This is a genomic window from Streptomyces sirii, from assembly GCF_045690365.1.
Classification (GTDB): Bacteria; Actinomycetota; Actinomycetes; order Streptomycetales; family Streptomycetaceae; genus Streptomyces; species Streptomyces sirii.
In genome coordinates this window covers 2449408-2468830 of record NZ_CP147982.1, presented here as the reverse complement: position 1 = coordinate 2468830, position 19423 = coordinate 2449408, and the positions used below count along the sequence as shown (strand labels likewise).

The window sequence follows — 19423 nt, the reverse complement described above, 5'->3', positions numbered from 1 at the left end:
GCCGGGCGCCTCGGCGCACCGTATAGCGTGGGCCCATGGTGAAGGTGGGGCTGACCGGCGGCATCGGCGCGGGTAAGAGCGAGGTGTCACGACTGCTGTCGTCGTACGGCGCCGTGATCGTGGACGCGGACAAGATCGCACGCGAGGTCGTCGAGCCGGGTACGCCCGGACTGGCGGCGGTGGTCGAGGAGTTCGGGGACGGCGTTCTCACACCGGAGGGCACGCTCGACCGGCCGAAGCTGGGCGGGATCGTCTTCTCCGACCCCGAGAGACTCAAGGCGCTGAACGCGATCGTGCACCCGTTGGTGGGCGCCCGCTCGGCCGAACTCGAGGCGTCGGCGGGGCCGGACGCGGTGGTGGTCCACGACGTGCCGCTGCTGACGGAGAACGGCCTGGCGCCGCTGTACGACCTGGTGGTCGTGGTCGACGCCGCCCCGCAGACCCAGCTGGACCGCCTGGTACGACTGCGCGGCATGGCTGAGGACGAGGCGAAGTCCCGGATGGCGGCCCAGGCGACCCGTGCCCAGCGGCTGGCGGTGGCGGATCTCGTCATCGACAACGACGGACCGCTGGAGGCTCTGGAACCGCAGGTCCGCGCGGTGTGGGAGCGCCTGCGGGACGTATGAGCCCGGACGGTACCCTCACCGCCATGACTCCTCCTTCCGATCTCGACGCCAAGACCACCGGCTCGGAGCCTGCGGCTGCCGCGGCGGCCGCTTCCGGTGCCGCCGCCTCTCCCTCCGCCGATGACGCGGGCCCCGCGTCGTTCGTCGTGAACATCCCGGGCATCGCGGACGCGGATCTGGAGCCGGAACCGCTCGACCCCTCGCAGATCGTTTCCGGGGAGCCGGAGGTGACGGGCAAGGTCCTCTGGGAGTCGCCGGACGGCCGCCAGCTCCGGGGTATCTGGCAGATCACGCCGGGCGTGGTGACCGACACCGAGGCCAATGAGCTGTTCGTGGTCGTCAGCGGACGTGCCACAATCGAGGTCGAGGGCGGTTCGGTGCTCGAGGTGGGACCGGGCGACGCATGCGTCCTGCGCGAGGGCGACCGCACCCGCTGGACCGTCCACGAGACGCTGCGCAAGGCCTACCACATCAGCCTGTAGCGGGTGGCCGGCCCCGGGGCTGCGGGTGGCGGCCGGCCCCGGGGCTGCGACCTGCTGGGGCGATGGTGTCGGGGCCCGTTGAGGCTCCAGCGTCGGAGCCGGTTGCAGAGGTGTCGCCGTGGCCCCCTGCGGTGGCGGTGACCGTGGCTCGCTGCGGCGATGGCACCGTGGCCCGCTGCCGCGCTGGTCGCCGCGGCGCCCTGCATCGGTGGTGCGGCAACGCCTCGTCGCCCTGCGATTGCTTGTCGGATCGGCGGCTCCGGAGCGGCCCCGGCTCGGTTGGGCCACCTGGCTCGGTCGGAGGCACCGGGCCCGGTTGAGGCCATCCCGGCCGGGGAATGCCGCGACCGACGGGGTTGTTGTGCCGCAGGTGACGCCGTACGGCTCGTGGCTGAGGTATGCCCCGGTGGCGACGGCAACGGGAGAGGAGCAGGACGTGCCCGAGATCAGCCCCGAGACGCATGTCATCGACTTCCGCGCTGCGGAACAGCTGTTGGAGGCCCGCGACCCGCGCGGCGCGATCCGGCTGCTGGACTCGGTCATCACCGCACACCCCGAGAACACCGCGGCCCGGCTGCTGCGCGCCCGTGCCTTCTTCCTCGCCGCCCAACTGCGCCCGGCGGAACTCGAGTTCCAGATAGTGCTGGAACGCGAGCCGGACAATGCTTTTGCCCATTTCGCGCTGGGTCGCACTCTGGAGCGCGCGGGCCGGCTGGACGAGGCGCTGCGCCACTTCCGCCTGGCAGCCGCCCTGGAACCGCGCCCGGACTTCGTTCAGGCCGCCCGCTTCGCACACGGCGACACGGGCAACGGCGAACACACCCCATGACGAGATGGTCAGCGGCGAACGGCCCGGAGGCGATCAGCCGGGCCGTGGGCCGCGGCCGCCGGCACCGCCCTGCCACGCGGGGCGGCGAACGCGCCCTCGCCCCTGAGGTTGCCTACGGCTTGCTGCCGGGTCGGCGGCGGGTGTCCCTGCGTATCTCGAACGCTTCGTTCCGGCCACGATCAGGCTCGTAGGGCGGTACGTCCCTGCCCGGTTGGTAGTGCGGTCCCTGGCGAATGTGGCGGATCACCATGGCCAGGTCCATGACCGCCACCATGGCCACGGCGGCACACGCCGCCGCCCATTCCGGCCGGCCGACGTCGACGAAGGCCACGGCTCCGGCGGTGGCACACAGCAACCCCCACAACGCCAGCCCACAGCGCATTCTCAGCGGGCTGCGTGCGTGCAGCGGCTCATTTCCCGTACGCATCGGCATCCATCTCCTACTTCCAGGATCCACCCGATCGACGGGCCGGTCACCTGTCTCCCCCTGCCTTTCCCCCGCCCCCCCGGGGGCCCCTCCCCCCCCCGCCCCACCCCCTTCCTCCCACCCGCGCCGCACGCCGGCTCCCTCACGCCGGCTCCCTCACCCCGGCTGCCTCACGCCGAGGCCCTCTCGCCCCCTCCAGTTATCTGCCGTTTCACGCCTGCGGCCTCTCGCTCCTCCCTTTCAGTCGCTCCCTCCCCCCCCCCGCTCCCGGTCGTCCGTGCTCATGGCGTGGGTCGCCCGCGGGATGGTTGTTGATCCAGGACAGCCCGCCGATGTCGAGCAGTGATCGCGCCCGGGTGACGGCGACATACGCCAGGCGTGCCTCGTCGATATCGACGGGCCCGGGGACCGGTGAGCCGTCCTCGCTTCGCTCGTCGAGATCGTCGGGGGCTGTGAAGTCGTCCGCGATGCGCACGCTCGCCCACTCCCGTCCCTTGGCCCGATGCGCCGTGGACACCGTCACCTCGGCGGAAGTCTCGGGCGAGAGCCGGTCGAGGGCCTGGAGTACCGCTTGCGCGCCGTGCTCGTCGACGAGCTCCACCAGGGGCAGCAGATCCCGGCCGGCGGGGTCGAACTCTGCGTACTCACGCAGCTCCGCCCAGGTCTCGAAGAGCATCAGCTCGGGATGGGCGGTACGGCGCCCGGCCTCCAGGTCGTGTGCGGCGCGTGCGAGCGCGCTCAGTGCCTCGCCGCCGCCCGCGAGCGCGACCCGGCGGTCCGCCTCCAGCTGCCGTATCACCTCCACCATCGCCCCCACATTCGTTCGGCACAGGATCGCGTCCGGGGCGCGGACCCTGTGTAACTCCGTCTCCAGGCGGGGCGAGCCCGTGAGTCGGATCGGTGCGCCGACGATCGCCAGCCAGCGGTTGGCCTCGGCCGCCAGCGCCGGTCCGAAACGGAAGGAGCGGGAGAGGCTGAGCTGTCTGCCGTCGAATCCGGACATCACATCGCGCGCACCGCGCCAGCCGTAGATGGCCTGGGCGGAGTCCCCGACCAGCACCAGCTGTGCATGGTCGCGCTGAGCGGTGAAGACCTGCTCGACCACGGGATTGGTGTCCTGCGCCTCGTCCAGCAGCAGGAAGTCCGCCTTGATGACCGGCTCGCGCAGCGCCCACATCTTCAGGTAGTGATCATGCTCGAAGCGGACGACGCCGTGGTCCGGATGCTGGAGGTCGGCCCAGGCCGTGCGTGCGTAGGGCAGGACGAGACCGGCGAGTTGAGCGTGCAGCGGCTCGGATTCGGCGCCGCGCAAGGGCGGGACGTGGTGTGGTGCGATCCGGCTGTCGGCGGACTGGCAGAAGCGGGTGACGGTGCGCAGGACCGTATAGGAGAGCGCCCTGTTGTCGACCTTGCGTGCTCCGATGCGTACGGACATGCCGTCGTCGATGCCCAGGGCCGCGCCGGTGCGCCACCCCGCTTGCCGAGGGGCGTTCATCCGCGCCTGGTAGCCCCTGCCCACGGCGGTGTAGGCGAGGGCGTGCGCCGTTCCGCAGGCGACCTCGTCGGGGAATTCCCGGGCGGCGTGGCGGGCGACGGCTCTGTTGAAGGCGATGTACCGGCCGGGCCTGCCCTGTCGCCGTGCGGAGTGCGCGAGCATCGCGAGGGTCGTCGTCTTGCCGGTGCCGGCACCGGCCTGGATCACGAGATGCGCGCCGGTCGCAAAGGCCTCCGCCGCGGCGGTCTGTTCGGGCGTGGGGGTGTGCATGAGGCTCCTCACCGGGATGGGATGATTACTGAGAGTGATGACGTCACTCACTGTAATCGAATGTGGGGTGAGTGCAAGAGGCTTTCTGTGGCCTGTGGATAACTCCGTCCTCGCGCGCGGTAGCGCGGGCCGGATGCGTTGTCAGTGCCGTCTGATTCCATCGACAGCGGACGACAGGTCGCCGAGGCGGCTCGTGGGGCGCGAGACGGGAGGTTGGGGAGGCGTAGTGCGTACGACCGTAGACTCGCAGGTCGGGCGCGCCGGAGCGGGCCGCGGGCGGTCGGCCCGGCGGGTGCCACAGTCGGCAGTGCAGGACCGGACATCAGGGGATGGCATGACAAGGCGGTGGGAGGGCGGCGGTCGGGCCGCCGCCGTGGCCGGCTGTGCCGTGGCCTTCCTGCCCGCCCAGCCGCCGCGCGCCGGCAAGATCGCTCTTTGGCGGCCCGACGGCGGTCCGCTCCCGGAAGCCGACGGGGGAGAGGGAGCGGAAACTCCGGGCGAGGGTCAGGCGATGGAGCGAGTGCAACTGACCGTTGCCCGACTGCACGGCAACGGCGCCCGCAGTCGCACGGTTGCCGCGGTGCTGCTCCCGCTGGCCGAGGCCGTGCCGCTGCTGGTCCGCGCCCGGCACGACCCGGCCGCCGACCCGGCCGCCGCCTGCTGGGGCGCGGCCACCCTGCACGCGCTGCACCTCGCCGCGCGCGGCAGGCTGCTGCCGGGCCTGACCGCCGACGACACCGACGCCTGGCGCGCCGGCCCGCTCGACCCCGAAGACATCGCGCACCTCCGGGCCATCGCCGCCGCCATGCCCGCCGAGGCCTACCCCGTGCCGCTCCCCGGCAGCCGCCCGCTCCAGCTGCACGACCCCGCGGCCCTGGTGCGGCTCTACGTGGACGCGGTCATCGACACGCTGCCGCGCACACCCGCTGCCGGACTGGTGGCCGGTGCCCCGTTCGCCGCCAGTGAGCCGCAGCGGCTCCCCGGCGCACGGGAGTGGGCCGCCGAGGTCGCGGCGGGTGTCGATGCCGGGGTGCGGCTCTCCCTGCGCCTGGACCTCGCGCCGCACCGGCTCTTCGACATCCGGGACGAGGGCGGGGCGGGCGGAGCCGAGGAGCGCAGCGCGGCGGCCGCCGTCCTACAGGTGCACAGCCTCACCGACCCGACCCTGGTGGCCGACGCCCGCGCCCTGTGGGAGGGCGAGGGCCCCGAACACTTCGGGCCCCGCTCCCGCGTCGACACACTCCTCGCGCTGCGCCGCGCCGCCCGCGTCTGGACCCCCCTCACCCGCCTCCTGGAGCGTCCCGTCCCCGACGTGCTGCCCCTGGGCGAGGATGAGTTGTACGACCTGCTGGGCGAGGCCGCCCCCCGTCTGGGGGCCGCGGGCGTGGCCGTCCACTGGCCCAGGGAACTGGCCCGCGGGCTGACCGCGACGGCGGTTCTGCGCCCGGCACCGGGCTCCGCCGCGGACGGCTTCGGCTTCTTCGACTCCGGTGAACTACTGCAATTCCGCTGGCAGTTGGCGATGGACGGGGCTCCGCTCACGGAGGCGGAGATGGACGCCCTGGCCGAGGCGCACCGCCCCGTCGTGCGGCTCCGCGACCAGTGGGTGCTGGTCGACCCCGGACTCGTCCGCAAAGCCCGTAAGCGCGAACTGGGCTATCTGGAGCCGGTCGACGCCCTCGCGGCGACGCTTCACGGCACCACGGAGGTGGACGGTGAAACGGTCGAGGTGGTGCCACTCGGGGCGCTCGCCGCACTGCGCGGCCGCCTCACCGACCAGACGCATCCGCTGCCCCAGCCACCCGGACTGCGAGCGACCCTCCGTGACTACCAACTACGGGGCATGACCTGGCTCGACACCATGACCTCGATCGGGCTCGGTGGATGCCTCGCCGACGACATGGGCCTGGGCAAGACGGTCACCGTCATCGCGCTCCATCTGCACCGGCGGCCCACCGAACCCGTCCTGGTGGTCTGTCCCGCCTCCCTCCTCGGTAACTGGCAGCGGGAGATCGAGCGCTTCGCGCCCGGTACGCCCGTACGCCGCTTCCACGGCGCCGGCCGCAGCCTCGACGGCCTGAACGGCGGCTTCGTCCTGACGACGTACCAGACGATGCGCGGTAGCGCCGCCCAACTGGCCGCCCGGCCCTGGGCGTGGGTCGTCGCCGACGAGGCCCAGCATGTGAAGAACCCCCGCTCCTCGACGGCCAGAGCGCTGCGCGGCATCAAGGCCCCCGCCCGGATCGCCCTCACCGGCACACCGGTGGAGAACAACCTCTCCGAGCTGTGGGCCCTGCTGGACTGGACGACCCCCGGCCTCCTCGGCCCCCTCAAGACGTTCCGAGCGCTGCATGCCCGTGAGGTCGAGGGTGGCGAGGACCCGGAGGCGGCCGAGCGGCTGGCCAGGCTGGTGCGCCCGTTCATCCTGCGCCGAAAGAAGTCCGACCCGGGGATCGCGCCCGAGCTCCCGCCCAAGACCGAGACGGATCATCCGGTGGCGCTGGGGCGCGAACAGGCCGCGCTCTATCAAGCCGTCGTCCGCGAGACCCTCTCCCGGATCGAGACCGCCGAAGGCATCGCGCGCCGGGGCCTGGTCATGAAGCTGCTCACCGCCCTCAAGCAGATCTGCAACCACCCCGCGCAGTACCTCAAGGAGGCCGCCCCGGGGCTGGCCGCCCGCTCCGGGAAGCTCGAACTCCTCGATGAACTCCTGGACACCATCCTCGCCGAGGGCGGCGCCGCATTGGTCTTCACCCAGTACGTGAGCATGGCGCGGCTGCTCGAACGGCACCTCGCCGCCCGAGGCGTCCCGACCCAGCTGCTGCACGGCGGCACCCCCGTCGCCGAACGGGAGAGGATGGTCGACCGCTTCCAGTCCGGGCAGGCCCCGGTCTTTCTGCTGTCCCTGAAGGCGGCCGGCACCGGCCTGAACCTCACCCGCGCCGGGCATGTGATCCACTACGACCGCTGGTGGAATCCGGCGGTGGAGGAACAGGCCACCGACCGCGCCTACCGCATCGGCCAGACCCAGCCCGTCCAGGTCCACCGGCTCATCGCCGAGGGCACGGTCGAGGACAACATCGCCCAACTCCTCAGCGCCAAACGGGCGCTCGCCGACGCGGTGCTCTCCGGTGGGGAGACCGCGTTGACCGAACTGACCGATGCGGAACTGGCCGATCTCGTCTCCCTCAGGAGGCCCGGATGAACCGCCGCCCCACCTCGGGGCGCGCCGCCGCGGCCGACCGTCAGGCCCGCGCGGACCGCACCCGCACCTTCCCGCCCCTGCCCGTCCGGACCGGTGCCCGGGGGCTGTTCGCCGAATCCTGGTGGGGGAGCGCCTGGCTGGACGCGCTGGAGAGCGCCGCCCTCGACAGCGCTCGGCTCGCCCGCGGCCGGACTTACGCCCGCGACGGCCATGTCGACACCATCAACATCACACCGGGCCGCATCGTCGCCACCGTGCGCGGCAGCAGACCGCGCCCCTACAGCGCCGAGATCCGCCTCAGGACCCTCACCGGCCAGGAGTGGGACGCCCTCCTGGACGCGATCGCCGCGGACCCCGGGCAGCTCACCGCCCTGCTGGCCAAGCAGCTGCCCAGCGCCCTGGCCGAAGGCGAGGTGCGCCTCCTCCCGGGGCCGGGCGACCTCGTTCCCCGATGCTCCTGCCCCGACAGCGGCAGGCCCTGCAAACACGCCGCCGCGCTCTGCTTCCAGGTGGCCAGGCTCCTGGACGCGGATCCGTTCGTCCTGCTGCTGATGCGCGGCCGCGGTGAACGCGAACTCCTCGACGAACTCTCCCGCCGCAACGCCGCCCTGACCGCCCGTGAAGCCCGCGCGCACACCTTCGGCACCACCGCAGCAGCCACCGGCAGGCAGCGGCCCGAAACACCTGTACGGGCCGATGCTGGCAAACGCCTGGCCGAGGTGGCCCCGAGCGCCGCGCCCGAGGAATCGGCGGCACCCGGAACGCCGACGCCCCCTGGTGTCCTCGCCCGCACGGCTCTCGCCGACCGCCCCCGGCCGCCGCTCCCGGCGCCCCTGCCGTTGCCGCCCCAGCACGGTCACCCGCCTGCCCTGCCGGACGGCGACAACCTCCCCTTCGACCCCGCCACCCTCGAATTCCTGGCCGCCGACGCCGCCACCCGCGCCCACGCCTGCGTATCCGCCGCCGGATCACCGACACCCGGGGGCGGGCAGCAGGCCCTGCCAAGCCCGTACCCGGATCTACCCCCGTGGCAGGACGCCGTCCGCCTGGCCGCCACCGCCCACCCCACCGCCGGCCTGACCGCCACCACCCGGGCCCTCTACCGCGACCTCGCGGCCGTGACCGGCCGCACACCCACGGACGTGGCCCGCTCCGTCGCGGCCTGGCGCCAGGGCGGCCCAGAGGGCCTCGCCCTCCTCGACGCCACCTGGAACCCCCCGGCCGGTGACTTCGACCGGGCCCGCAGTGCCCTCCTGGCCGCCGATCTCCCCGCCCTGCGCCCCCGCCACAACCACCTCACCGACCCCGACCGCGGCATCCAGCTCCGCTTCGGCCGCGACAACCGCTGGTACCCCTACGAATCCGAACCAGGCGCCGAGGACTGGTGGCCCACCGGACCGGCCGACCCCGACCCCGTGGGCGCCCTCACCGCCCTGCTCGCACGATGACTAACCTCAAGGCCGTGGAAGGTCTCGACACACTCACCCGATCCCTCGCCCAGCGCACCCCCGAACAGCTCGCGGCGCTCCTCACCCGCCACGCCGAGCCGCTCGCCCGCCGCCCCGCCCCCACCGAACTACGCGGCCTGGCAAGCGCGTTGTGGTCCTACGAAACCCTCCACCACCTGGTGCTGCACCTCGACCACCCCCGCCTCCAGGTGCTCGCCGCCACCGCCCGCCTCAGCCAGGAACGCGCCGCACGGGACGCCCACGGCCCCACCGCCCCCGCCGCGGGCGCCGACTACCAGTCCCTGATGGCGCACCGGCTGTCCTTCGCCCAACTGGCCACCGCCCCCGTCCCGCCCGAGGACGTCTTCACCGCCCTCGGCGTCACCGGGCACGCCCGTACCGCCGCAGAAGCCGGACTGCGCGCCCTCTATGACGACGGACTCGCCGCCCCGACCGAGGACGGCAGCGTCGTCGTCCCGCCGCGCGCCCCGCAGCTCCTGGCCGCCCACGACCTCGGCCCGTTCCTCGTGCACGCCCCCGAGCTCGTCCCGGACGACACCGCCGACCCCGGGACGCCCGCCGCATCGGTCCCCGCGACCTCGCTGCACGACGAGTCCCGGGCCGCCGCGGCGACCCTCGCCGCCACCGTGGACCGCCTGCTGGCCTCACTGGCCACACAGCCCGCCGCGCTGCGCAAGGCGGGCGGCCTGGCCGTACGGGAGATCAAGCGGCTCGCCAAGGCGGCCGGCGCCTCCGAACCGCACACCCGCCTCCTCCTCGACCTCGCCCTCGCCGCCGACCTGATCGCGCTGACCCGCACTCCGGCCGGCATCACCGCCCTGCCCACCGGCGCCTACGACGACTGGCTCCTCCTCCCGCCGGGCCGGTGCCTGGCCCCCGTCCTGGCCGCCTGGTCCGCCCTGTGGGCCATCCCCACCCACACCCCGTTCGGCGAGACCCCCACCGCGCTGGTCCGTGGCCACGACCGGCACGCGCCCGCACTACGGCACGCCCTCCTCGCCACCCTGGCCGCCGTCCCCCTGGGCGCGGGGGCACCCCTGCCGCACACGCCATCACCCGGACCGGAGCCCGCGCGCACCGACGCCGCGCTGCGCGGTCTCCTGGAGGCGGCGGACTGGCACCGCCCCCTCGCCGTCAGCCGGCAGCCGATGGCCGCGGAACGCGCCGCGCACACCCTCCACGAAGCGGCCTGTCTGGGACTGGTCGCCCACGGCACCCTCACCCCCCTCGGCCGCGCGCTGCTCGCCGACCCGCGATCCCTCGACGAACCGCTCGGCGACCTGCTCCCGCCGCTGCTCGAACGGGCCCACTTCCAGGCCGATCTGACCGCGGTGGTGCCCGGCCGCCCCGCCGCCGCGCTCGCCGGGCTGCTCGCCTCCGCGGCCGACCGCGAGTCCGAAGGGCACGCCGTGACCTGGCGCTTCACCCCCACCTCGGTGCGCCGCGCGCTGGACGCCGGCCACAGTGCCGGCACCCTCCTCGACGACCTCACCCGCGCCTCGACGACGGGGACCCTGCCGCAGCCGCTGCGCTACCTCGTCCAGGACGCCGCCCGCGCCCACGGCCGGATGCGGGTCCTGCCCGCCGCCTGCTGCATCCGCTCCGACGACGAAAGCCTGGTCAAGGAGCTGGCCGCGCACCGCGCACTACATTCCCTCGCGCTACGGGCCATCGCCCCGACCGTCCTGGTCAGCAGCAGCCCACCGGCGGCCACCCTGGAGGCCCTGCGCGCCGCGGGCTACGCACCCGCCCTGGAATCCGACACCGGCGCCACCACCGTCGAACGGCTCCCCGCACACCGCACCACGGCCCCCACCCCCACCCGCGATCCACACGCACCCCTCACCCTCGCGCGCCGCCTCCTGGGGCTCTCGCCAGGTTCCCAGGACACCGCCACAAGCAGCGGGGTGTGATGACCCCGTGGCGGGCCGCGGCCGCGGTGTCAGTGCCGTCAAGTAGCGTTCTGGAGTGCGGAGTCGATCCGGCGGTCCGAGCAGATCGACCGGCCGAGGAAGGACGAGGTCGACGTGGGGGAGCACGGGGTGGGGGACGGCGTACGGAACGAGTTCGGTGGCAGCGCGTACGGTCCGGTGGTGCAGGCCGGGGCGATCCACGGAGGGGTGCACTTCGAGGTGCGGCGGCCGGAGGTTCCGGTGCCCCGGCAAGTGCCCGCCGGAGTCGCCCAGTTCGTCGACCGCGAGCCGGTGATCGAGGCCATCAGCGGATCGGTGGGGGAAAGCGGCGGGGTGGCCGTGCTCAGCGGTCTGCCGGGGGTGGGCAAAAGCGCGACGGCGCACAGATGGGCGCAAGGGGAGCGCGGCCGGTTCCCCGGTGGAGAGTTCTATGTCGACTTCGCCGAGCTGAGGGCCCAGGTGGGCGGGGACGTCTCGGCCGGCGTCAGCCGCTGCCTGCGGGCGCTGGGAGTCGAGGACCAGTATCTGCCGGGGACACTCGGCGAGTTGACCGGGATGTTCCGCAGCCGGACGGCCGACAAGCGGGTGCTGGTGGTTTTGGACGACGTGACCGAGCCGGCGCAGGTACGGGCGCTGATCCCGGGCGCACCGGGAAGCGTCGTGCTCGCGACGAGCCAGGGCATGCTCGGGGAGCTGCTGACGGTGGGGGCGCGCCTGCTGCCCCTGGAACCCCTCACCGGCGCGCACGGCCTGCAACTGCTCCAGCGCCTGTGCGGAGAAGAGCGCATCATGGCGGACGGGGCGGCCGCCGCCGAGCGGATCGTGGCGAGCTGCGGCGGGCTGCCGGTGGCGCTGCATGTGGCCGCCGCGCGGCTGGTGATGCACCCGCGGTTGTCGGTCGAGGCGCTCGCCGGTGAACTGGCGGATGACGAACGTCGGTTGGATGCCCTGCGCAGGGGAGGTGAACGGGTCGTGACGGCGGTCTTCGCGGTGGCGTACGCCGGGCTGTCCGAGGAGACGGCGCGGCTGTATCGGGTGCTGGGCCTGTACCCCGGGCGCCGATGGGACACAAAGACGGCTGCCGCGGCTGCCGGGATCAGCGGCCCTGAGGCGGCCGAGCAGCTCGAAGCCCTGGAGACCGCGAGCCTGATCACGGTGGCGGCGGACGGGCGGTACGACTTCCACGATCTGGTGCGACTGCACGCCGGACAGCAGGCGGTCGACGAGGACACCGAGACCGAGCGCACCGCCGTCGTACGCCGGGTGGCGGACCATCTGCTCACCCGGGCCGCACACGCCGACCTGGCCGTCATGGGCCGCCGGATGCGCATCGGAGGGTATGTCGAGCGCCTGGAGGGGACGGATCGGAGCCTCGGCTTCCGGGACCGTCAGGAGGCGTTGGAGTGGCTGGACGCCTGGCGCGGCGAGCTGCTTCTCGTCCAGCGGGCCGCCGCGGACCGCCGGTGGCATCGCCACGCCTGGGAGCTGGCCGAGGCGCTGACCGCGCTGTTCCTCAACCGCAGGTACCTCAACGACTGGGCGGTGTCCGGGGAGCTCGGCGCCAGGGAGGCCGCGGCGGACGCCAATCCGGCCGCCGAAGCCCGGCTGCGTTCGCTCCTCTCGCGTCCGTTGATGGATCGCGACGAGCTGGACCGGGCCCGCGGCGAACTGGAGACGGCCATCGCACGGGCCGACGAATCCGGCCATACGCTGCTGCGTGCCTCCGCCCGGGAGTTCTACGGGCGGTACTGGGACCGCTGCGAGCCGGAACGCGCCGTGGCGACATACGAGGAGGCGATGACGCTCTACCGCGCCGCGGGCGACGAGCGCGGTATCGCCATCGGCCGCTACTTCATGGGCTGCGCACAGCACGCCGTCGGCCGCACCGACGACGCACTCGTCACGCTGCAGGACGCCTACGACGGATTCATGGCGATCGACGACCGCCGGATGGGAGCGCGTGCACTGGCCGCCCTCGGGGGCGTGCGGAGGGAGCTGGGCCGCACCGACGAGGCGGTCGCGGCCCTGGAGGAGGCCGTGCGGATGCTGCGTGAGCGCGGTGCCGTCCACTACGAGGCCCCGGTGTGCGAGGCGCTGGCCGAGATGGCCGAGGAGCGCGGGGACCGTGAGCGGTGGCGGCAACTGCTCACCCGGGCGCTGGAGATATACGAGGCGGGCGGCGGCCCGCGCGCCGTCGAGCTGCGCCGCAGGCTGACGGAGGCCGAGGAGACGCCTGAGTAGCGGGGCGAAGAAGGGGGTTATGCACCGTGGCCGTGGCGGGCGACGCTCAGCGCGGCGTCCTCCGTGCGGTTGCCGAGGGCGAGGGTGACGATACCGGCCAACGGGCGTCGCGAGCGCACAAGGGCGTAGACGACGCCGGCCAGCACAGCGGGGTCGGCCATGAGGCCGGTGGCGCACACCTCGACCGTACGGCCGTCGCGCAGCCCGATGCGGCAGCCGCGGCCCGCGACGGTGGCAGCGGCGAGCAGACAGCCGGAGTAACGGGCGAAGGTGTCCTGGATCCATCGGTCGGCGGCGACAGCGGTGGGGGCTGGATCGCGGCGGACCAGGACCGAGGCGCTCTCCGCCAGTTGCCGGTCCCACTCGTCATCGGCGCTGGAGAGGTGGCGGAAAGGGCCGTCGGGAGCGTCGGATCGCTCGGGGACGGCGAAGGAGTCGACGGCGGCAGGGGTGCGCTCGACCGACACCCGGGGGCCGTCGGGTCCCTCGTCGACCGAGGTGGTGACGTAGGCCGCGGTGACCTTCGCCGGTTGGCCCTGCGGTACGGGAGGTTCCGGCGCCCGGCGCGGGGGCGGCGGACCGGTTGGCTCGGGGAGGTCCAGGAAGTCGTAGACGGCGGACCGGATCAGGGCCAGGGCCCGGCCCGGGGCGGCGAAGGCGCTCTCGCCGAGCTTGCGGAGGCGGGCGGCGGTGTCGTCGCCGGCCGAGTGCGCGGCATGGAGCGCCTGCTCGATCTGCGGCCGGAGCGGCGCGTCGGCAGCGAGCCGGGGTGCGATCCGCCCCAGCTCGGCCATGGGGGTGCCGGCCACGGCCTCGTCCTTGCTGAACGCGCCGAGCAGCAGGGGCGTACCCAGCGCGGCACCGTAGAAGGTGACCGATCCGTGGTCGCCGATGAGAAGGTCCGCGGCGATCAGCGTGGCCTGCCAGCCCGCCGTCGGCGCAATGGTCAGCAGCCCGGCGCCATGGGCGGAGTCGAGGAGGGAACGGACGGCGTGATGGCCGTGAGCGGAGGGGATATTGGGGTGGGTGACCAGGGCGACGGCGTAGTCGTCCAGGGGCAGTTCGGCGAGCAGCCGGGCCGGAAGCGCGGGGTCCCGGCCCAGGAGCGAACCCGCGCGCCAGGTCGAACTCAGCATGACCAGGCGGCTGTCGTCCGGTACGCCGAGGGCCCGGCGGTAGGTGGCGCGCAGATCCCGCCCGTCGCGCAGTGCGTCATAGCAGGGGTCGCCGACCAGGAGAGTGTGGCCTGCGGTGGAGGGGTGGGCGGCGGCCAGCTGGGCCGCCTGGTCCGGGTGCGAGAGCGCGAGCCGGGCTCGTCCGCTGCGTAGCAGGTCGTCCGGTACGACTCCGGCGAGTCGGTCCCCGTCGCCGCGGGAGTCCGGGACGACCTTGTGGAAGCCGACACCGTGCGGGAGGACCAGGACGGGGGCGGTGTGGTGTGACGCGGTGAGGTCGGCGTTCTCGGACGCCGTGATGATCAAGTCGGGGGTGATGCGGGCGAATTGGTGCCAGGGCAGGATGCGGGCGCCGGCCGAGGTCAGCAGGGCGTGGACGCCGTCGTTGAACGCGGAGGTGGGGTCGTAGGCGAAGACGAGGGAGACGCGAGGGTCATCGCGCAGCACCGGACGCAGGACGTCGAGGACCCGGACGGTCGAGGTGACGGTGCGCGCCACGGCCACGACGATGCGCTCGCCGGCGAACGTCAGCCAGCGCTCGGGGTCCTCGCCGACGGGCACCCGCAGCGGCGGTATGTGGCAGTGAGCGCCGTCGCGGCCATCGGCGCACGGCCAACCGCAGGCGCCCGCACAGCCGCTCGCGGCTCGCGGCTCGCGGCTCGCGGCTCGCGGCTCGCGGCTCGCGGGCATGCTGCTGTTAGCGCGTGTCACGGTTGTCCGCAACCCCTTGATGGTGATCCCAGCTGTCCTTGGCGCCCCCACGGTAGATCAGCGGCACTGCGCGCAGGTGACCAGGTGTGCGGTGCGTAGAGCACGGACGGGCTCGTGGCCATGACCCCCGGGTGTATCCGGTCATGGCCTCGAGCGCGTCCGTTGCCCCAGGGCCGGACAGGCTCCAGTCGTCAGTCGTCTCCCGGCTTCCGACGGCTTGCCCCGTTGAAGCGCCACCGGGCCGTCGGCCCGAGGCCGAGCGTCCGGGGACGACGCCTGGAGACGGCGGGCAGCGCCGCGACGGCGGGGCTGGCACCGGCCGCTGCGGCGGACCGCGCGCCGGTGGCCGACGCGGATTCGGCCGCCGCCGGCAGGGGAGCCGGGACCGCTATCGCAGACTCCTCCCAGCCCGGTGAACCGCCGCTCGCCGGGCGGATCGGAGCCGTCGTCCGTGCCCGGAGCAGGCCGAGCGCTGCCGACGGGTGCGGAAACGGAGCCGTACGGGCACAGGACGCGACGACATCGACATAGGCGCGACAGACGGCGGCGCGACCGAGGGTGGGGGAGTGGAGGTCCTCGCCGGTGGCCAGGGACCACGGTCCCTGGACGATGCGGCCGATGGTGCGCTGCACCTTCCGGGCGATGCCGGCGTCGTCCATCCCGTGCCGTCGCAGCGTCTCGCGCAACGCGGCGGCGCTGTGGGCGGCGATGGACAGGCCCTGGCCGAAGTCGGGGCTGACGGAGACCACGGCGCCGCCGAGCGCGATGAACCCCGTGGGCCAGGACGCCAGCTGCTCATAGCGCCGCCGACGGTTGGACGTGTCGCGGGCCAGCCGCACCTCGCTGAGCGGTTCGGCTCCGGCGATCAGGTCGCCTATGGCGGAGTTGCCCGTGCGGCGGGCGAACGGGACGAACCGGTTGGCGTGTTCGGTCGGATGCTCGTCCCCGGTGCCGGTGAGGGTGACCAGCCAGCGTCCACCTTCGATGGGCACCAGTGTGGCCGTCCTCGAAGGGACCGGTCGTCCGGCGGTGCGCTGCCCGGGAGCGGGGGTGGTGAGGCGTGTACGGGACGTGAGCACCGGCACGTTCTCGGTGCCCTCGGGGGCGCGGAAGATGCGGGTCGCCGAGACGATCCCGGGGTCCGAGACGTCCTCGCACGCGGCGGGCAGCCCCAATGCGGTCAACCGGTCCTGGGTGGTGGAGTGCCGGCCGGTGGCGTCGATCACCAGGTCGGCATCCAGCCGATACGTTTCGCCGGTGGTGGTGTCCCGTACGCGCACCCCGGTGACATGCTCCGCGGTGCCCGTGAGGCCTTCCGCCTCGGTGCCGTCGAGGACGGACACACCGGGGAGGGCCGGCACCTGCCGGCGCACGACCCGGTCGAGCAGATCGCGTGAGCAGGCGACCAGATACGGCGAGCGCCGCCGCCCTAACCAGCCCTGCGGGGAGCCGGCGGCGAGCTCCGCGGGCAGCGGAATCCGGCGGGCCCCCTCGGCCAGCCATCCGTCCACGCTGCCGGGCAGCAGGGCGTCGACCAGCCGAGCTCCCTCCGCCGCCAGCAGGTGGGCGTGCCTGGCCTGCGGAAGGTCCGTGGGAAGGGCGGGGGTCCGCGGCAGCCGGTCGCGCTCGACGACGATGACATCGGCGTGTGCGGACAGTGCGGCGGCGGCGAGCATGCCGGTGAAGCCGCCGCCGAGCACCACGGCGAGGTGCGGGTGGGTGAACTGCAGCCCGCTGCTGCTCGTACTGCTCGACGAGTTCATGAACAGTCCCTTTCTCGGCGGCGGCGCACGATCTCCCGGTGGGAGCGGGACTCGTCCAGAAAGGGCGGTGCCGCATTCATGCGGGAGCGTCGGCGCGCGGCGGCGATGACGGCGTCGGTGGCAGCCGTGAACGAGGCCGTCAACGAGGACGGCAGGGACGCGGACGCGGTCCGCAGGATGCGCAGAGGTGCCGGTGGAAGTGGTCGTGCCAACTGTGGGTCCCGGCAGGCCGGCGCGATCGCCGGCCTGCCGCCCCCCGATTTCCCCATCATGATTCCCCCTCAGGCCGTGCCCGGGCTGCCCCGTGCGCGGCCACGTCCTCCGCCACCCGCCCGTGTCACCGGGTGGGGCGGGCGAGCACACCTGCCTCGCGGAGCGTGCTCGGCCCCTGGGGACGCAGCCGTCACATCTGGTCAACGGCGGACACAATTCGGATCGTAGGCGGCGGCGATCACATCCGGTAGCCAGGTTTAGGCAACGGACGCGTGAGAGCCACCCCGGGGATACCGATGGGTAGATCCGAAGCAAAACGGTGTAATGGGTGGAAAGCGCCGCGCCCGTTTCTCGCGTCGCGAGAAAACGCACGGGAAATCCACGTGGGAGGGAGGGCTGCGGCAGGCGAACCCCCGGAGGGTTGGCGCGAAATGATCGGACTCCGGCGCTCCGGTCGGCTCCGTGCCTACCCTGTGCGGGCACCGCACCGGAGAACTTGAGGGAGAGTCGTGCGCGCGATTGTGATGCGAGAATTCGGCGGCCCGGACGTGCTGCGGCTCGAGGACGTGCCCGAACCCGCGCCCCGCGCCGGCCACTCGCCGGTCGAGGTGACTCTCGCGGGCGTCAATTATGCGGATGTGCACGTACGGGAAGACACTTATCTCAAGCCCGTGGAGTTGCCGTACACGCCCGGCAACGAGGTCGTGGGGACCATTGACGGCATGCGGCGCGTCGTCGGGCTGTGCCGCGGCGGCGGATACGCGGAGCGGGCCCTGCTGCACCGCCGCGTCACCTGGGACGTGCCCGACGCCGTCAGCGACGAACAGGCCGTCGCGCTGGCGCTGCAGGGCAACAGCGCCTGGCATCTACTGTTCACCTCGCTGCGGATCACCGCGGGCGAGACCGTCGTCGTACCGGCCGCGGCGGGCGGTGTCGGCTCGCTGGCCGTCCAGCTCGCCGCGCACGCCGGCGCGCGGGTCATCGCCCTGGCGGGCTCCCCGGAGAAGCGCAAACTGGCCCAGGAGTTGGGCGCTCACGCGGTCGTCGACTCGACCGCCGAGGACCTGACGGAGCGCATCCTGGAGGCGGCCGGCGGCCCGGTCGAGGCCGCACTGGAGATGACCGGTGGCGTCACCTTCGAGCAGATCCTCGCCGCCGTCGCACCGCGCGGTCGGCTGGCCGTCTACGGGTTCGCCGGCGGCGGTGAGACGAATGTGCCGACGCGTGACCTGATGGCGCGGTCCATCACGCTCTCGGGCTTCTGGCTGCCGCAGCTCTACGCGGACCGCACGGCGCTGCCGACGTCCATGCAGGCACTGTTCGGCGCGGTCGCCGACGGTTCGCTCAAGCCGTTGATCGGCGCCGTCCGCCCGCTCGGCGAGGCGGCGCGGGTGCACCGCGACCTCGCCGCCCGCACCCAGACCGGGAAGCTGGCCCTCGACGTCACCCGCTGATTCCGGTAGTCCGGGGTACCGGGCGGGCACAACGGCTGCGGGAGCGCACCCCGGGGCCGTCCGCCGGGAAGTGCGGTCCGAGCCGCGGGAGACGGGGGCGCCGGCTCGTAGGGGAAATGCCGTGCGTCTTCGGGCGCGGAACTCTGTCAGGGGAGAGAACACACGATGGGCAACAGCACCACAGCGTCCCAACCGGCGGCCTCGCCCGCCTCCGCTTCGGGAACCGCCGCCGAGTCCGAGGGCCCGGGCCGTCCCAAGAGCGCGCGCCGGACGACCAAGGGCGCGTCGTCCGCGGGCTCCCGGGCGTCGGGATCCAGCCATGCCGAGCGGGTCTTCCTCGTCCAGACGGCCTTCGCCGAACTGGGCGGATCCGCCCATGGACCCGGCGAGATCGCCGAATTCACCGGCCTGGACGACTCGGTCGTCTACCGCATCCTGCAGTCCGGTATCTACCAGCGGATCTTCGAGCGGGTCGACCGGGGCCTCTACCGGCTGCGGACCTCGGCCGCCCAGCTGGCCTTCACCGCGCTCGACCACCGCCTCGACGGCGCACAGACGGTGCTCAGCGACCTGCGGACGGCCACCGACGGCGGACTGGCGTTCCTCTACATGGTGGCACCGTTCTCCGGCGCGCAACGGCAGTGTGTCGACATGGCCGTCGGCGACTCCGACCTCGCGGAGCTGGGCATGACGCCGCGCGATGTGCTGTCCGTGACGCGCTCCCTGCGCACCGGCGCCTCCGGGCGGACGATCCTCGCCTACCTGCCGGAGGTGCTGCAGCAGCGGGTGCTGGCCGAGCCCGTACCCGACCAGGCGGGACCGGGCGTCTACCGGGACAACGACGCGCTGATGGAGTCCCTCGCGGAGGTGCGCGACCTCGGATACGCACTCGGGTACGAGGAGTGCATGGCCGGATGGAACTCCTGCGCGGCGCCGATCATGTGGGACGGCTCCATCATGGGTGCGGTCCTGCTGCTCAAGCTCAAGTCCGTGATGCCGAAGGCCCCCGAGGGTGTCATCGAGGCGACGAAGGAGGCGGCGGCCGTACTCAGCCGCTACGGAGCCGCCCGCCCGACCGCCGACCAGGCCTGAACCGCGCCACCAGGCCACCAGGCCGTTCATGAACCGGCTTTCCTCTCCGGGACGGTGC

At 73.3% G+C, this 19423-nt stretch carries 13 protein-coding genes; 9 read left to right on the top strand and 4 right to left on the bottom strand.

Going from position 1 to position 19423, the window contains the following annotated elements:
* The first annotated feature begins 35 nt into the window (after positions 1-35).
* The 3 genes from coaE to WAB15_RS11215 all read left to right on the top strand — a co-directional run bounded on the left by coaE (position 36) and on the right by WAB15_RS11215 (position 1937).
* Entirely contained in the window at positions 36-626 is a 591-nt protein-coding gene (coaE, locus tag WAB15_RS11225; protein WP_407286126.1) for a dephospho-CoA kinase, read from the top strand.
* Positions 627-649: 23 nt separating this feature from the next.
* Positions 650-1108: a cupin domain-containing protein gene (locus WAB15_RS11220; RefSeq protein WP_407286125.1), complete on the top strand. Its 459-nt coding sequence runs from the start codon at positions 650-652 to the stop codon at positions 1106-1108.
* Between the two features lie 436 nt (positions 1109-1544).
* Positions 1545-1937 carry a tetratricopeptide repeat protein gene (locus tag WAB15_RS11215; protein WP_399147722.1) on the top strand — a complete coding sequence of 131 codons (393 nt, stop codon included), beginning with the start codon at positions 1545-1547 and terminating at the stop codon, positions 1935-1937.
* A 112-nt stretch (positions 1938-2049) separates the two neighbouring features.
* On the opposite strand, the gene WAB15_RS11210 is transcribed toward WAB15_RS11215, so the two are convergent.
* Both WAB15_RS11210 and WAB15_RS11205 read right to left on the bottom strand, forming a co-directional pair.
* Positions 2050-2364 (bottom strand): DUF6343 family protein, encoded by a 315-nt coding sequence (locus WAB15_RS11210; RefSeq protein ID WP_407286124.1) that lies wholly within the window; start codon positions 2362-2364, stop codon positions 2050-2052.
* 211 nt (positions 2365-2575) lie between these two features.
* Complete coding sequence (locus WAB15_RS11205; protein ID WP_407286123.1) at positions 2576-4129, bottom strand: UvrD-helicase domain-containing protein; 1554 nt, start codon at positions 4127-4129, stop codon at positions 2576-2578.
* A gap of 334 nt (positions 4130-4463) precedes the next feature.
* Here WAB15_RS11205 and WAB15_RS11200 point away from each other — a divergent pair, with 334 nt between their 5' ends.
* From WAB15_RS11200 to WAB15_RS11185, 4 genes are all read left to right on the top strand, one after another.
* Positions 4464-7334, top strand: coding sequence for a DEAD/DEAH box helicase (locus tag WAB15_RS11200; RefSeq protein WP_407286122.1), 2871 nt, complete (start codon positions 4464-4466; stop codon positions 7332-7334).
* Entirely contained in the window at positions 7331-8782 is a 1452-nt protein-coding gene (locus tag WAB15_RS11195) for an SWIM zinc finger family protein (protein WP_407286121.1), read from the top strand. The genes WAB15_RS11200 and WAB15_RS11195 overlap by 4 nt, the downstream gene beginning before the upstream one ends.
* A 14-nt stretch (positions 8783-8796) precedes the next feature.
* Positions 8797-10716 carry a helicase-associated domain-containing protein gene (locus WAB15_RS11190; RefSeq protein WP_407286120.1) on the top strand — a complete coding sequence of 640 codons (1920 nt, stop codon included), beginning with the start codon at positions 8797-8799 and terminating at the stop codon, positions 10714-10716.
* Positions 10717-10830: 114 nt separating this feature from the next.
* Complete coding sequence (locus tag WAB15_RS11185) at positions 10831-12957, top strand: tetratricopeptide repeat protein (protein WP_407286119.1); 2127 nt, start codon at positions 10831-10833, stop codon at positions 12955-12957.
* Between the two features lie 17 nt (positions 12958-12974).
* On the opposite strand, the gene WAB15_RS11180 is transcribed toward WAB15_RS11185, so the two are convergent.
* Together WAB15_RS11180 and WAB15_RS11175 are read right to left on the bottom strand one after the other, a co-directional pair.
* Positions 12975-14693 carry a CDP-glycerol glycerophosphotransferase family protein gene (locus WAB15_RS11180; RefSeq protein ID WP_407286118.1) on the bottom strand — a complete coding sequence of 573 codons (1719 nt, stop codon included), beginning with the start codon at positions 14691-14693 and terminating at the stop codon, positions 12975-12977.
* A gap of 341 nt (positions 14694-15034) precedes the next feature.
* Positions 15035-16606, bottom strand: coding sequence for an FAD-dependent monooxygenase (locus tag WAB15_RS11175; protein ID WP_407286117.1), 1572 nt, complete (start codon positions 16604-16606; stop codon positions 15035-15037).
* A gap of 722 nt (positions 16607-17328) precedes the next feature.
* Between WAB15_RS11175 and WAB15_RS11170 the strand changes: the two genes are divergently transcribed.
* Positions 17329-18273 (top strand): zinc-binding alcohol dehydrogenase family protein, encoded by a 945-nt coding sequence (locus WAB15_RS11170; protein WP_407286116.1) that lies wholly within the window; start codon positions 17329-17331, stop codon positions 18271-18273.
* A 165-nt stretch (positions 18274-18438) separates the two neighbouring features.
* The gene (locus WAB15_RS11165; protein WP_407286115.1) at positions 18439-19365 is read left to right on the top strand and encodes an IclR family transcriptional regulator C-terminal domain-containing protein; all 927 of its coding nucleotides are present in this window, start codon (positions 18439-18441) and stop codon (positions 19363-19365) included.
* Positions 19366-19423 lie beyond the last annotated feature (58 nt).

Bases quoted from the DNA above. Each gene is read 5' to 3' on its own strand.
- WAB15_RS11220 (WP_407286125.1), top strand. From the start codon at position 650: ATGACTCCTCCTTCCGATCTCGACGCCAAGACCACCGGCTCGGAGCCT.
- coaE (WP_407286126.1), top strand. From the start codon at position 36: ATGGTGAAGGTGGGGCTGACCGGCGGCATCGGCGCGGGTAAGAGCGAG.
- WAB15_RS11200 (WP_407286122.1), top strand. From the start codon at position 4,464: ATGACAAGGCGGTGGGAGGGCGGCGGTCGGGCCGCCGCCGTGGCCGGC.
- WAB15_RS11210 (WP_407286124.1), bottom strand. From the start codon at position 2,364: ATGCGTACGGGAAATGAGCCGCTGCACGCACGCAGCCCGCTGAGAATG.
- WAB15_RS11195 (WP_407286121.1), top strand. From the start codon at position 7,331: ATGAACCGCCGCCCCACCTCGGGGCGCGCCGCCGCGGCCGACCGTCAG.
- WAB15_RS11175 (WP_407286117.1), bottom strand. From the start codon at position 16,606: ATGAACTCGTCGAGCAGTACGAGCAGCAGCGGGCTGCAGTTCACCCAC.
- WAB15_RS11205 (WP_407286123.1), bottom strand. From the start codon at position 4,129: ATGCACACCCCCACGCCCGAACAGACCGCCGCGGCGGAGGCCTTTGCG.
- WAB15_RS11165 (WP_407286115.1), top strand. From the start codon at position 18,439: ATGGGCAACAGCACCACAGCGTCCCAACCGGCGGCCTCGCCCGCCTCC.